This is a genomic window from Pseudorhodoplanes sp. (assembly GCA_032027085.1).
Classification (GTDB): domain Bacteria; phylum Pseudomonadota; class Alphaproteobacteria; order Rhizobiales; family Xanthobacteraceae; genus Pseudorhodoplanes.
On record JAVSMS010000001.1, the window covers coordinates 1696304 to 1710544 of the forward strand.

Annotated in this window: 15 protein-coding genes; 11 read left to right on the top strand and 4 right to left on the bottom strand. The window is 60.7% G+C overall.

Annotated features, from left to right (window positions below; translation table 11 throughout):
* Positions 1 to 108: 108 nt before the first annotated feature.
* The 4 genes from RO009_08245 to RO009_08260 all read right to left on the bottom strand — a co-directional run bounded on the left by RO009_08245 (position 109) and on the right by RO009_08260 (position 3474).
* Positions 109 to 459 (bottom strand): hypothetical protein, encoded by a 351-nt coding sequence (locus tag RO009_08245; GenBank protein MDT3685018.1) that lies wholly within the window; start codon positions 457 to 459, stop codon positions 109 to 111.
* A gap of 148 nt (positions 460 to 607) precedes the next feature.
* The gene (locus RO009_08250; GenBank protein MDT3685019.1) at positions 608 to 1459 is read right to left on the bottom strand and encodes an MBL fold metallo-hydrolase; all 852 of its coding nucleotides are present in this window, start codon (positions 1457 to 1459) and stop codon (positions 608 to 610) included.
* A 131-nt stretch (positions 1460 to 1590) separates the two neighbouring features.
* Entirely contained in the window at positions 1591 to 2379 is a 789-nt protein-coding gene (locus RO009_08255) for a hypothetical protein (protein MDT3685020.1), read from the bottom strand.
* A 96-nt stretch (positions 2380 to 2475) separates the two neighbouring features.
* Complete coding sequence (locus RO009_08260) at positions 2476 to 3474, bottom strand: adenosine kinase (GenBank protein MDT3685021.1); 999 nt, start codon at positions 3472 to 3474, stop codon at positions 2476 to 2478.
* A gap of 288 nt (positions 3475 to 3762) precedes the next feature.
* Between RO009_08260 and trpS the strand changes: the two genes are divergently transcribed.
* The 11 genes from trpS to lnt all read left to right on the top strand — a co-directional run bounded on the left by trpS (position 3763) and on the right by lnt (position 14080).
* Positions 3763 to 4797, top strand: coding sequence for a tryptophan--tRNA ligase (gene trpS / locus RO009_08265; GenBank protein ID MDT3685022.1), 1035 nt, complete (start codon positions 3763 to 3765; stop codon positions 4795 to 4797).
* A gap of 128 nt (positions 4798 to 4925) precedes the next feature.
* Positions 4926 to 5420: a universal stress protein gene (locus RO009_08270; protein MDT3685023.1), complete on the top strand. Its 495-nt coding sequence runs from the start codon at positions 4926 to 4928 to the stop codon at positions 5418 to 5420.
* A gap of 99 nt (positions 5421 to 5519) precedes the next feature.
* Complete coding sequence (locus RO009_08275; GenBank protein ID MDT3685024.1) at positions 5520 to 6080, top strand: NifU family protein; 561 nt, start codon at positions 5520 to 5522, stop codon at positions 6078 to 6080.
* Between the two features lie 100 nt (positions 6081 to 6180).
* Positions 6181 to 6861, top strand: a complete 681-nt coding sequence (gene tsaB / locus RO009_08280; protein ID MDT3685025.1) for a tRNA (adenosine(37)-N6)-threonylcarbamoyltransferase complex dimerization subunit type 1 TsaB — start codon at positions 6181 to 6183, stop codon at positions 6859 to 6861.
* Positions 6858 to 7343 carry a ribosomal protein S18-alanine N-acetyltransferase gene (gene rimI, locus RO009_08285; GenBank protein MDT3685026.1) on the top strand — a complete coding sequence of 162 codons (486 nt, stop codon included), beginning with the start codon at positions 6858 to 6860 and terminating at the stop codon, positions 7341 to 7343. The genes tsaB and rimI overlap by 4 nt, the downstream gene beginning before the upstream one ends.
* A 113-nt stretch (positions 7344 to 7456) precedes the next feature.
* Entirely contained in the window at positions 7457 to 7840 is a 384-nt protein-coding gene (locus RO009_08290; protein ID MDT3685027.1) for a Fur family transcriptional regulator, read from the top strand.
* A gap of 535 nt (positions 7841 to 8375) precedes the next feature.
* Positions 8376 to 9776 carry a tRNA (N6-isopentenyl adenosine(37)-C2)-methylthiotransferase MiaB gene (gene miaB, locus RO009_08295; protein MDT3685028.1) on the top strand — a complete coding sequence of 467 codons (1401 nt, stop codon included), beginning with the start codon at positions 8376 to 8378 and terminating at the stop codon, positions 9774 to 9776.
* Positions 9777 to 9840: 64 nt separating this feature from the next.
* Complete coding sequence (locus RO009_08300; GenBank protein ID MDT3685029.1) at positions 9841 to 10818, top strand: PhoH family protein; 978 nt, start codon at positions 9841 to 9843, stop codon at positions 10816 to 10818.
* Positions 10815 to 11330 (top strand): rRNA maturation RNase YbeY, encoded by a 516-nt coding sequence (gene ybeY, locus RO009_08305; GenBank protein MDT3685030.1) that lies wholly within the window; start codon positions 10815 to 10817, stop codon positions 11328 to 11330. Before RO009_08300 ends, ybeY begins: the two co-directional genes overlap by 4 nt.
* A 6-nt stretch (positions 11331 to 11336) precedes the next feature.
* Entirely contained in the window at positions 11337 to 12488 is a 1152-nt protein-coding gene (locus RO009_08310; protein MDT3685031.1) for a hemolysin family protein, read from the top strand.
* Positions 12485 to 14080, top strand: coding sequence for an apolipoprotein N-acyltransferase (gene lnt, locus RO009_08315; GenBank protein MDT3685032.1), 1596 nt, complete (start codon positions 12485 to 12487; stop codon positions 14078 to 14080). The genes RO009_08310 and lnt overlap by 4 nt, the downstream gene beginning before the upstream one ends.
* Positions 14081 to 14241 lie beyond the last annotated feature (161 nt).

The window sequence follows — 14241 nt, forward strand, 5'->3', positions numbered from 1 at the left end:
TGCGTCGGAGCAAGTTTATACAATTACTCAAAAAAGCAACACGCGCCGGGAGGGGACGGCCAGACAGCAACGGCGGGACAAAACCCGGCCGTTTTGGAAACGTGAAAATCAGGACCAGCCGACCGCCGCGCGTCTGCGGATATAGGCCTCGCGCCGTCCACGCAGGCGCTCCGCCATGGTGCGGGCTTCCTCCAAGGTGGAGGCGGCACAGGTGCGGTATTCCAGTTCGCCGCTGCGATGGGGCGTGCGTTTGCGCGCAAAAAGCAGACGCAGGCCTGACGCCGGCTTGGGCAGCAGAATGGCAAGGCTTTGCGCCACATTGCCGGAATGCGAGAAGGCGATCTGTTCGCCGGTACCAGTATGCCGGACCTCAAAAACGCCGGGTCCGATCGGGGCATCGATATACCCGCCATGATCCGGATTTGGAAAAGGCTTCCAGTTGACCCAGGAGCTGACCATTTTCTTCTTCCTTACCGTTGTAGCCTGCCCCTATCCCCTGCATGGCCTCGATGTGTAGCCAAAACAAACGCCCAGCAAGGCCAAAGCGTTCCCGGCCAAGACAAATTTCAAAGATTTGATGAGGTGGGGCGGTTCGCTTACCCGAGTGTCAGCGCCCAGGCAAGACCACGACTTTCGGCTTAACCGGCAGAGTGCTCTTGGACAAGACGATCGAGGGCGTCTCGTGCATTTCCACGTCGAATTTACCGCGCATGCGGTCAAGAAACTGATTCAAGGTAAATACGCTGAAATAGTGCATCGGGATGATCACCGGCGCCTTCAGACTTTCGAGCACTTCGGTCATCCCGTCCAAATCCAGCGTCATGCCGCCATCCACCGGGACCATCACGGCGTCCAGCCGACCGATCTCATTGACCTGCTGCGCCGTCAGCGTGTGATGCAGATGCCCGAGATGGGCGATGCAAAGATTGGCGACTTCGAAAATGAAAATTGAATTGCCATGTTGCTGCGTGCCGCCTCCATAGTCGCGAATGTTGGTGGGCACGTTGCGGACACGCACATCTTTGATCTGCGCGTCATGCCGCACAGGCTTGCCATACTCACTCGCCCAGCCGCGCAGAACATGCGCAATGCCCGCTTCAGGGCTGTCCGTGTAATGCGTCGAATGCGCGCGATTCATCGTCACCACATCGGGCAAAACGGGCGGCTTGACGTAATTGTTGTAGTCGGTCGCGATCCGAACCAGACGCGGACTCTCGAGCAGAAAAGTGGAATGTCCGATATAGGTGATGCGGACCTGATCACTCGACAGAGCCGCAAGGCGCAACGCGGCGGGCATCACACGAAATTCCGGCGATGCGACCAGGCCCGGACAATTCTCCATCGTTTCGTGCTGGTCAGGCTTTGCCTGCACGCTCTCAAAAGCGTCGCATGACGTCGCAGCAAGCCCAAAGCACGTAAACGCACCCACTGCGAGGGCGATCTGGCTCAACACTCTCATCAGGCCGCTCCACGATCCGCGCAAATATGGCACGGATCGTGGAGCGCAGCCACATCACGAGATTGGCAGCGACGTACAAAGACAAAACGGCGCCCGACGCGGGACCGCTTTCACGGACTTTTGTGGGACATCTAGCGCGAGGAAACGATGAGGCCTTTCGGCGTCACCACGACCCAGCGGCCATCCTGGCGGCGGATGGTTTCAACACGGCCGAGCCCGGGCAGGTTCGCGCCGGGAACCACTTCATAAAGACCGTAGCGGCTCTCGACCATCGCGGCGCCGTCAAACACTTCTCGCAGCACCCAGCCGCTGACGACCGAAGGCCTGTCAGGCTGCTTCGGCACAATCGAGCCGGTGATTTCGGGCACCACCGCAGCGGACGCAGATGCCGCCGGGGCGGCTGCTTTGCGTTCGAGCTTTTCCACTGCGTCGGCCAACCGCGCGAGCTTTGCGGCAGGTTCATTTTGCGCCTTCTCGCTGCGCTCGACCCGCTCATTGATGCGCGCAAGCTGTGCGCCGGAATTCTTGGCCAGCGCTTCAACACTTGCTCTCAACACGGCGATGTCTGCCGACAGTTTTGCGGCGACATTTGCTTCGGCGCTCGCAATCATTGTTCGGACCGGTTCGGACGGCGGGCGCACGAATGTTACGGCTGCCCAGGCTCCGACCATCGAGCCGAGTGCGGCGGCGATAGCGATGGAAACCGCAAGCACCGTTACACGGCTGAAACGCGGGCGCGCGGCGAGCGCAGCCATCAGCGATGCGGGGATGCAATCCAGAAAGGAGGATAGCGGCGTTGCGAAAGCGATGTCGTCGGGCTTTGGCGATTCCGCAGCGTCGGGCTCTCGAGTGGAAACACTTGCGGCAGACTGCACGGCTTCGGCTTTGTCGGCGTCGCCGTTACTCGCAGACGTGTCCATAACCAACTCCGATTGACAAACTCGTCTTCATCAATCGGTAACCATGAGCCCTTACATTTCTGTTAACGCCGCGCGCGTTGCTGCCTCACGCCGGCGCTACAGCAGACCATTTTCCTGCGCAAGATCCTTCAGCGAGCGCTCCGGCCGGGCGCCGAGATGCTGTATCACTTCGGCAGCTGCAAGTGCGCCGAGCTGGCCGGCCTTCACATGATCGGAGCCGCGCGCCAGCCCAACCAGAAACCCAGCGGCGAATAGATCGCCAGCGCCGGTTGTGTCCACGACCTTCGAGACTGGAGAGGCCGGAACGGCTTTCACCGCATCGGCGCTGACGACCACGCAGCCTTTTTCGCTACGCGTTACCACAGCGAGAGTTGCGTCCTTGCGCAGTGCAGCAACGGCCGTATCGAAATCCGCCGTCTCATACAGGCTCTTGAGCTCGGCCTCGTTGGCAAAGATCAGATCGACGGTCTTTTCGCGCAGCAATTTGAGAAACTCGTCGCGGTAACGGTCGACGCAAAATGAATCCGACAAGGTCAGCGCCACCATGCGTTTTGCATCATGCGACGCTTTCGCCGCCTTGCGAAACGCCTCCTTGGCATGCGGCGGGTCCCACAGATAGCCTTCGAGATAGGTGATCGCGGCGGACGCAACGGTGTCGGGATCGATGTCGTTTGGATGCAGGTCCTGCGCGGCGCCAAGATAAGTGTTCATGGTGCGCTCGCCGTCCGGCGTGACCATGATGTAGCAGCGCGCGGTGGATGGACCATCAGATGCCGGCGGCGTTTCGAAAGCCACCTTGGCCGCCCGAATATCATGCGCGAATGAGCGCCCCAGGTCGTCATCCTTGACCTTGCCGACAAAAGCGGCCCGCGCGCCATAGCTGGCGACGCCTGCAATCGTGTTAGCGGCCGATCCACCTGAAATTTCCGTTGCCGGCCCCATCGCATCGTAGATCGCCTGCGCGCGCGCCTCATCGATCAGCGCCATGCCCCCCTTTTGCATCTTCTGGGCAACCAGAAAATCGTCGTCGGCACGGGCGATCACATCGACAATGGCGTTTCCGATGCCAAGGACGTCGTAGCGGGGAGCGGTCATTCTATTACCTCGCGTGAAAAGCGGGGCGCACTATAACGACGGATCAAGCGCGGGCAACCGGGCTCACATCCCAGTCATGGCAGCGCGTTCGAACCGACATGATCGCACGGGCCGCATCCCATGCCGCTGCCTACCGATCGCAGCATGTTGCCTCAGGGGCTGGCGCTGGTCTGACACGCACAAGGCCCATGCGGGCCCGTCGCCTTTCGGAAGGTGGGCAATCAGCCCTTGCCACCCGCCGCTACCCCGTGGCATCTGACCCGCGCTTGTAGCGCGGGGAGTTTCACGATGGCGTTCAAGGAACGCGTTTTTTCCGGCGTCCAGCCGACCGGCAATCTGCATCTCGGCAATTATCTGGGCGCCATCACGAGATTCGTGGCTTTGCAGGAGAGCCACGACTGCATCTATTGCGTGGTCGACATGCATGCCATCACGGTGTGGCAGGACCCGGCCGAACTCACCCGCAATATTCGCGAAGTGACCGCGGCTTTCATCGCCGCCGGCATCGATCCGAAAAAGCACATCGTTTTCAACCAAAGCCAGGTGGCCGAGCACGCCGAACTGGCCTGGGTGTTCAATTGCGTCGCGCGCATGGGTTGGCTCAACCGCATGACCCAGTTCAAGGAAAAGGCCGGCAAGGACCGCGAAAACGTGTCCGTCGGCCTGTTTGCCTATCCGAGCCTGATGGCTGCCGACATTCTGATTTATCGCGCGACGCATGTGCCGGTCGGAGAGGATCAGAAGCAACATCTCGAATTGGCGCGCGATATCGCGCAAAAATTCAACAACGATTATTCCGATTCCATCAAGTCACGCGGATTCGGCGATGCGTTTTTTCCGCAGCCGGAGCCTTTGATACAGGGGCCAGCGACCCGCGTGATGTCCCTGCGCGACGGCACGAAGAAAATGTCGAAATCCGACACGTCTGACAATTCGCGCATCAACCTGACCGACAATGCCGACGCCATCGCACAGAAAATCCGCAAGGCGAAGACAGATCCGCATCCGCTGTCGAATGATCCGAAGGAGCTTGAGCAACGGCCGGAAGCGGACAATCTTGTCGGCATCTACGCGGCTTTGAACGAGACGAGCAAGGCGGATGTTCTCAAGCAATTCGGCGGTGCGCAGTTCTCGACATTCAAGAACGCCCTTGTCGATCTCGCCGTCGCAAAGCTTGGACCGATCGGCGCGGAAATGAAAAAGCTGGTCGGCGATCCCGCCTATATCGATTCCGTGCTGGCCGATGGTTCCATCCGCGCACAGGCGATCGCGAGCGAGACAATGAATGCCGTCAAGGACATCGTCGGGTTCGTGCGACGATAGATCAGGTGAGAGAGAGTGTGTGTTCTGGCGTATGAGCGACTTGTTCCTGACGCGATTCTTGTGCAACCATCCGGCCAGCGCACCAGGCTGAGCGCGACCGAAGTTAAGGCGGGACTTTGGGGGCAAGAATGAGCCGCAAGCGGCGCAGCTACGAAAGCGGACACAGGCCAAAATATCTGGTCATCGTCGACGACTCGCCCGAATGCGACCGCGCAATTTATTACGCAAGCCGCCGGGTTGCGCGAATCGGCGCCAACATGATCATGCTGCGCGTGATCGACACGTCCGATCGCAATCAGCAATGGCTCGGCGTTGCCGACATCATGCGGGCGGAAGCGCATGAGGAGGCCAATGCTGCACTGGAGCGGGCGGCGGGTCGCGCAAACGGGGTGGCCGGGATCACCCCCGAACGCGCGATTCGCGAAGGAGACTGGAGCGAGCAGATTCTCAAGCTGATCGACGAGGATGAGGATATCGAGGTCCTGATCCTGGCGGCCGCGACCGGCAAGGAAGGGCCGGGTCCGCTGGTGTCCAGTTTTGGCAAGACGGCGGGAGATTTTCCCATCCCGGTGACCATCGTGCCGGGTCATCTCACCGACGAGGAACTGGACGCGCTGTCCTAAAGACAGCGTTGACCTTTTGCGCGGAAAGCCCATTTATAGGGCAAGTCTGACCTTCGGGCCGCGGCATTCCGGCCCGACACCTCTCCGGAGCCCGTAGCAATGTTCATCCAGACGGAAGCAACCCCTAATCCGGCCACGCTGAAATTCCTCCCCGGCCGTTCGGTTCTGGATCGCGGCACCATGGATATGACGGATCGCGACCAGGCCGCCAAATCGCCACTGGCCGAACGGCTGTTCGCAATCGACAAGGTTTCCGGAGTGTTCTTCGGTTCCGACTTCATCACCGTCACAAAAATTGAAGGCGACTGGCAGCAGCTCAAGCCGCTGATTCTGGGCGCGATCATGGAGCATTACATGTCAGGCGCGCCGATCCTCAGGGACGGCGCCGATTCAGCGATCGCGGGCGACGACGAGTTTTTCGATCCCGCGGACACGGAGACCGTGAACACAATCAAGGAGCTAATTGAAACCCGGGTCCGGCCGGCGGTCGCCAATGACGGTGGCGACATCACCTTCCGCGGGTTCAAGGACGGCGTCGTGTTTCTGTCCATGAAAGGCGCCTGCTCCGGCTGCCCGTCCTCCACCGCGACGCTGCGGCACGGCATCCAGAACCTGTTGCGCCATTTCGTGCCGGACGTGACTGAAGTCCGGCCTATATAGCCGCGTGCGGAGCCCGCATTTTCGAGTTCATCACGGGCGCGGACTGAATTAGTCTGGAGGCCACTTCCGGCCCACCCTCCAGCATCCGGCCTCTCGCTATATGCGTGTGCTTGCCATCGACACGGCACTCGAAGCCTGTTCTGCCGCCGTGCTCGACACCGGACAGGCCGCCATCCTGGCGAGCGAGACTCAGTTGATGGTGCGCGGCCACGCCGAAGCGCTCATGCCGCTCGTCGCCTCCGTCATGTCACAGGCTGGGTTGGGTTTCGGCGATATCGACCGTGTCGCCGTCACCACCGGGCCCGGCAGTTTCACGGGCCTGCGTGTCGGAATCGCCGCGGCGCGGGGGTTCGGACTGGCCGCATCCAAGCCTGTTGTCGGCGTCACCACACTCGCTGCACTCGCTGCGCCTTATATCGCCGCCGACGACAGCTTGCCGATCGCAGCCGCGATCGATGCGAGGCATCAGCACCTCTACCTGCAGCTTTTCGGCACGGGTGGTCGCACGCTGATTCCGCCGCGTGTTGTTCCGCTACGAGAGGCGACCCATGCGGCAATGGCCGCATGCGCACGGCTCGTCGGCTCAGGCGCCGGCATGATCGCGCGCGAATGGAGCCATGAAGTTCCGCCGCCTCTTGTCGACGAGCGACGCGCCGCGGATATTGATTGGGTTGCGCGGCTCGGCGCGGCCGCAGACAAGGAGCATTCTGCGCCGAAACCGCTGTATCTGCGTGCACCGGATGCGCAACCGCAAAGCGCAGCTCACCTGCCCCGACGATGAAGGCGCTGTTCGATCTGATCTTCGGCTCATCCGAGCCGACCTATTCGGATGCGTCGATAGCCGACGCACAAGCCATTGCGGCGTTGCATGCTGCTTCGTTTCATCGGGGTTGGAGCGAGGATGAAATCGAACGGCTGCTGCTGGATCGCAGCATTTTGACGCATCGGGCGATGGTGCGCCGCCGACTGGCCGGCTTTATCATGTCGCGCATCGTCGCCGGCGAGGCGGAAATCCTCAGTGTCGCTGTCGACTCCGCGCAACAGGGGCGCGGGCTTGCGCAAAGCCTGTTGCGTCTGCATCTGGGGCGATTGGCCGGTCTGGGCGTGAGGACTGTCTTTCTTGAAGTTGACGAGCATAACGAACCCGCCATCAAACTCTACCGCAGAACGGGTTTCTATGAAGTCGGCCGCAGAACAGGGTATTACCCCGACGGACCTTCGGGCCCGTCCAATGCCTTGACCTTGCGCCGCGATCTCGGCTGATCAGCAGCCGATGGACGGCCTAGTCGCCGCCTCATATGATAGCGACCGTACCCCCGGAGAGATGCGTGGCCAGACCGAAAAATACCATTGAAGCGCGTTGCGTGGAAAAGGGCATGCGCATGACCGAGCAACGTCGCACGATCGCGCGCGTTCTCAATGATGCAGACGACCACCCCGATGTGGAAGAGCTCTATCGGCGCTGCGTCAAGATCGACAATCGCATCTCCATCTCTACGGTGTATCGCACGGTCAAGCTTTTCGAAGATGCCGGCATCATCGAGCGGCACGATTTCCGTGAAGGCCGCGCGCGTTTCGAACAGATCCCGGAATCCCACCACGACCATCTGATCAATCTCCGGACCGGGGAAGTGCTTGAATTCCAGTCCGAAGAAATTGAAAAGCTGCAGGCGGAAATCGCACGCAAGCTCGGCTACAAGCTGGTCGATCACCGGCTGGAGCTTTACGCCGTGCCGCTCAAGGACGACGAAGCGCGCTGATGTTGCGGCTTGCTTTCGTCTTCAGCGTCGTTGCCGGCGGCGCCGCAAATCTGACCTCAATTCAATGGTGTCTTCTCAATGCTGTCTTCGCGCGCTCGGCCTAAGGAGCAGCCGCGAAGTCACAATGTTCTTCTACCACATCCGGCGCCTGCTCCGCTTGCGCGTCCGCGTCGCCAACGTCCGTTCGTTGCCTGGTACGGCGACGCCGATTTCCCCATCGTCGGGATTTCTGTGGTGGGCGCAGCCGACGCCGTCATCGCCTTCGGCGACCCTGTTCCCTTTTCCGGCGCCGACCGCAAAATGGGGGCAAAATCCATTGAATGAATCGTCGGGCGGCCTACATCCGCAGCATTGCGCGGCAGGTCTGCACCGACCTAACCTGACCACGCCATTCCTTTCGCGCCGGAAAAACGCTATGAGGAAGCCCAACGCGGCCGGCGCCGCGCGACAGGCGGGATGACGGAAATACTTGGATACCAGAGAAAAAGATCAGTCTTCTGAAATACTTGGGATCCGACCAGTCCGATCGGACGGCATGACCAAACCCCAGAAGCTCTTCGTAAAGTCCTACGGTTGCCAGATGAACGTCTACGACTCGCGTCGTATGGCGGACACGTTGGCGCCTGAAGGATTTGCCGAGACCGACCGGATCGAGGACGCGGACCTGGTCATTCTCAATACCTGTCACATTCGCGAGAAAGCGGCCGAAAAGGTCTATTCGGAACTCGGGCGCATCCGGCAGATGAAGACGGAGGCCGCCTTGGGGGGGCGCAACCTGACCGTTGCGGTTGCCGGCTGTGTCGCGCAGGCCGAGGGTGAAGAAATCCTGCGGCGCGCTCCGGTCGTGGATCTGGTGTTTGGCCCGCAAAGCTATCACCGCTTGCCCGACCTCCTCGCCAAGGCCCGCCGCGATGGCAAAGCCATCGACACCGATTTCCCGGTGGAAGACAAATTCGACTTTCTGAAACAGCCGACGCAGCAGGCCGTGCGTGCGCGGGGCGTCAGCGCGTTCGTGACCATTCAGGAAGGCTGCGACAAATTCTGCACTTTCTGCGTCGTGCCCTATACGCGCGGCGCAGAAGTCTCACGGCCGGTTGCGAAAATTGTCGCCGAGGCGACACATCTTGCTGAAGCCGGCGTGCGCGAAATCACCTTGATCGGCCAGAACGTCAATGCTTTTCACGGCCGGGGCCCCGACGGCACCTCATGGACGCTGGCGCAATTGCTCTATCGCATTGCGGAAATCCCGGGTGTCGCGCGACTGCGCTACACAACGAGCCACCCTTGTGATGTCGACGACAGCCTGATCGCCGCGCATCGCGATCTGCCGCAGCTCATGCCGCAATTGCATTTGCCTGTGCAGTCCGGCTCGGACCGCATTCTGGCGGCGATGAATCGTCGCCACACCCGCGATGACTATATGCGCATCATCGACAGACTCCGATCCGTACAGCCTGCCATCGCTTTCACGTCGGATTTCATTGTCGGCTTTCCCGGTGAAACCGACGACGACTTCCGGCAAACAATCGAGCTCATCGAAGATGTCGGCTTCAACGGCTCATTTTCATTCAAATATTCGCCGCGCCCCGGCACGCCGGCGGCGGAAATGAGCGAGCGGATTCCGGACGAGGTGATGTCGGAGCAGTTGCAGGAATTGCAGGCGCTGATCGAACAGCAACTCGCGACCTTCAATGCCGGCAGCATTGGCCGGACTTTCGATGTGCTCTTCGAGAAGACTGGGCGCCACCCCGGACAAATCGTCGGCCGGTCGCCCTATCTGCAGCCGGTGCATGTCACCGGCGCGTCAGAACTGATCGGCAGGCTCGCGCGAGTCGCTATAACCAGCGTTACCGCCTACAGCCTGCACGGGACCTTGAGCGATGAGGACAACATCGGACTGAAACGCGAACGCATTCCTGCAACGGCGGAGGCCTGACGCATTGCGCAGCTTCAAACCGAATAATGGCTCAATCACGCCAACCCCTTCACAGGACAGCCCGATGACACGGACGGTTCTGGCTTTCGACGACAATCGCCTTGCATCAGTCCTCTTCGGCCAATACGGACAGAACCTTGCCATGATCGAGCGCAAGCTGGGCGTCGTCGCGGATTCCCGCGGCAATCACGTGACGATTGAGGGAACGCGCGACGCCTGCGACCAGGCACGCCGCGTTCTCGATACGCTTTACGAGCAGCTCAAGAGCGGCAGCGACCTGGCGACGGGCGACGTCGAAGGCGCGATCCGGCACGCTTTGGCGCAAGGCTCGCTGTTCGATTACGACCCCAGCGCCGCACGGCCGCATTTCGAGGAAATCAATCTGCGGAAACGACCGGTCCGCGCGCGGACAGCCGGACAGGATGCCTATATCCGCGCGCTGAAACGCAACACGTTGGTATTCGGCATTGGACCTGCTGGCACCGGCAAGACCTGGCTCGCCGTTGCGCATGCGATTTCGCTGTTTGAACGCAAGGAAGTTGACCGCATTGTCCTGTCACGGCCTGCGGTCGAAGCCGGCGAACGGCTTGGCTTTCTTCCCGGCGACATGCGCGAAAAGGTTGATCCCTATCTGCGCCCGATCTACGACGCGCTTTTCGACCTCATGGATATGCGGATCGTCGAGCGCGCGTTACAGGCCGGAGAGATCGAGATTGCGCCTTTGGCCTTCATGCGCGGGCGCACGTTGAGCAATGCGGCGGTGATTCTCGATGAGGCGCAGAACACGACGTCAATGCAGATGAAGATGTTTCTCACCCGCTTGGGCGAGAACAGCCGGATGATCGTGACCGGCGACCCGAGCCAGGTCGATCTTCCGCTAGGGCAGACGTCGGGCCTCGCCGAGGCCACGCGCTTGCTGGCCAACATCGACGGAATCGCACAGGTTGCTTTCACGAGCGAGGATGTCGTTCGCCATGAATTGGTCAGCAGAATTGTCTCCGCTTACGATCAGGCCAGCGCAGCGCGCCTGAAACGAGAATGATCGAGATGTCGCCGATCGCCGCGGCCGATGACCCGTCACTCACGCTGGACGTGATTGTGGAATCGCCGCTTTGGGAGGAGAAGCCGGAGGCCGTAACCGTCGTCCGCGAGGCCATCACGGTTGCGGCAAAGAGCACCGAGCGGGGCGCTGCCGAGATTGCTATCCTGCTCACCGACGATTCGGCCATTCGCAAGATCAACCGTCAGTGGCGCGACCAGGACAAACCGACGAATGTCCTCTCTTTTCCCGCAAATGAGGCCGGCCTGGAGGCTGCCCATCTGGGGGATATTGTTATTGCCTACGAGACGCTGGCCCGTGAAGCTGCGGCTGAAAACAAGCCGTTTGCGCACCATCTCGCCCATTTAACCATCCATGGCTATCTTCATCTTCTCGGCTATGACCACATGAGCGACGCCGACGCCGTGCAAATGGAAAAGCTGGAAACCGCGTTACTTGAGAAACTCGGAATCCCCGATCCCTATGCTCATGCAGAGCCTGAGGATCTGAACTGAACCGCCATGCCCGACAGCGACCCTTCCAGTAGCAGCAGCACGACGGACCGGAGCATCGAACCGCGCAATCTGCCCGCCGTCATACCCGCGTCGGCGGACAGCCCGCGCGAAGGCGGCGAGAGCATCTTCAGCCGCTGGTTCCGTACGCTGTTCGGCTGGCGAGCCGGCACCGTGCGTGCCGATCTCAAGGTTGTGCTGGACGAAGCCGCACCGACCAACACCGGTTTCTCGCCTGAAGAAATCACGATGCTCAGGAATATTCTTGGGTTGCGTGAAAGGCGCATCTCCGACGTCATGGTCCCGCGCGCCGACATTGTTGCGGTTCAGCAGGAAATTGCGATCGGCGAACTGGTCAAGGTGTTCGAAGGCGCCGGACATTCGCGCCTCGTCGTATTCAACGATACGCTTGATGATCCGGTCGGCATGGTCCATATCCGCGACCTGATCGCCTTCATGACCGCATGCGCCACGGTATCACCGGCGGCCAAGACCAGGCGCAGGAAGTCTGCTTCCTCGGGACTCGACCTGAAGGCGATCGATCTATCCATGCCGCTCTCGGCCGCAAAGATCGTCCGCCCGATTCTGTTCGTGCCGCCCTCGATGCCGGCTATCGATCTGTTAGCCAAGATGCAGGCGACGCGTATTCATCTGGCACTTGTTGTCGACGAATATGGCGGAACCGACGGCATCGTTTCGATCGAGGACATTGTTGAGCAGATTGTCGGAGAAATCGACGACGAGCACGACGACGATGAAGCACCGAGCGTGGTGCAACAGACAGACGGCTCATTCATCGCGGATGCGCGCGCCAATCTCGAAGATGTCATCGCCATTATCGGGAATGGCTTTAATGTCGGCGAGGCGGCGAAAGAGGTCGATACATTAGGCGGTTATCTGGTCACGCAGGTCGGCCGCGTCCCAGTGCGCGGCGAATTGGTGCCCGGGCCTGGCACATTTGAATTCGAGGTTCTGGACGCTGATCCCCGCCGCGTGAAGAAAGTGAAGATTCATTCCGGCAAGATTCCTCGCCCATCGCGCACCCGCGAACGGCGCGCGCCTGCGAGCTCGGCCTCCGGAAAGCAGAGCGCCGGCGAAAAACGGACGCCTGATGCGGCGGCTGCATCCGATCCGCCCACAAGCGGCCCGCAGCAATCGTGATCGTCAAACGGCTTGCCCATAGCATCGTGCTGGCCTGGGGATGGCGGCGTGCATTCATTGCATTCGCGGCCGGCGCGATTTCAACACTGGCCTTGCCTCCGTTCGACGTCTGGCCGGTGCTGTTCCTGACCTTTCCCATGATCGTCTGGCTGATCGACGGGTCGGCTGGCGTGCGCCTTGGCGGCGCCTTGGCGGCCGCGCTCGCCGGATGGTTTTTCGGCTTCGGCTATTTCCTCGCCGGCCTTTACTGGATCGGATACGCATTCCTCGTCGACGCGAAAACCTTCGGCTGGCTGTTGCCGATAGCCGTCACCGCCCTGCCGGCCGGGCTTGCTGTGTTCTTCGCTCTCGGTTTCGGTTTCGCGCGACTGATCTGGGTACGTGGGGCGCTACGCATCCTGTCGCTCGCCATCGCATTGACAGCCGCCGAATGGCTGCGCGGTCATGTCCTGACCGGCTTTCCCTGGAACACACTCGGCTATGCACTGACAGGCCCGCTTGTACTCGCGCAAAGCGCGGCCCTGGTCGGATTGTGGGGTCTGACCTTCATTGCCGTCGCGGTGTTTGCGAGCCCCGCCACCCTCGCGGACGAGAAGGCCGATATTCGTCGTCGCTGGCTGCCGCTGACGGCCAGTCTCATTCTGCTTGCCGGGCTTGCCGGATTTGGCGCCTGGCGGCTCGCCCGCACGCCAACGCAGTTCGTTGACAATGTACGGCTTCGCATCATGCAACCAAACCTGCCGCAAGACGAAAAATTCAACTATGCGTCGAAGCAGCAGGTCATGAGCCGGTATCTTTCGCTCTCCGACCGCTCAACCGCGCCGGACTCAACCGGCATGCGCGACGTCACGCATCTGATCTGGCCGGAATCGGCCTTTCCGTTTTTTCTAACCCGCGAAGCGGACGCGCTCGCACAAATTGCGGCGCTCCTCCCACAAGGCAGCGTTCTGATTACCGGCGCGGCGCGCTTTGCCGAGTCCTCCTCAGGGAAAAGCGGGCGCGCCTACAACTCAATCTATGTTATCGATCACGACGGCACCGTGCTGTCGGTTTACGACAAGGTACATCTCGTTCCGTTTGGAGAATATCTACCCTTTCAGGACCTGCTCGAAAAAGCCGGCTTTGTTCAGTTGACCAAGGTGCGGGGTGGCTTCCTTTCCGGCGACCGGCATCGCACTTACAGTGTACCGGGCGCGCCGCGCTTTCTTCCCTTGATATGCTACGAGATCATTTTTCCGCGCCAGATCGTCCCGGCCGGCGAGCGGCCCGCCTGGCTGCTCAATGTCACCAACGATGCCTGGTTCGGCATCAGCACCGGGCCGCATCAGCATTTCCGGCAGGCACGGATACGCGCCATCGAGGAAGGCGTGCCGCTTGTTCGCGCCGCCAATAACGGGATCTCCGCTGTGGTCGATCCTGTCGGTCGCGTGGTGCGCGCGCTCCCGCTCGGAACGGAGGGGCTGCTCGATTCACGGCTGCCGCGTCAGATCGCGCCGCCAATCTACGCCCGGGTCGGAGACAGCGTTGTTGCTCTGATCATTGGCGCCCTTTTCGTTTTCGCTATTCGAAACCGCGCGCGACGCAAATATTGACATTCCGGCGCCGCCGCGCTGCAAGTGGCGTCTGATGCGGCGATTGCAGCGATAATAGGAAGATTATCAGCGATAACCAAGAACATGACCGTCGCCGAAACGGTAATTTACATAATCCCCTCGCAAATCATGTAATTTGCAATAAACTCGACCTTGCCGTG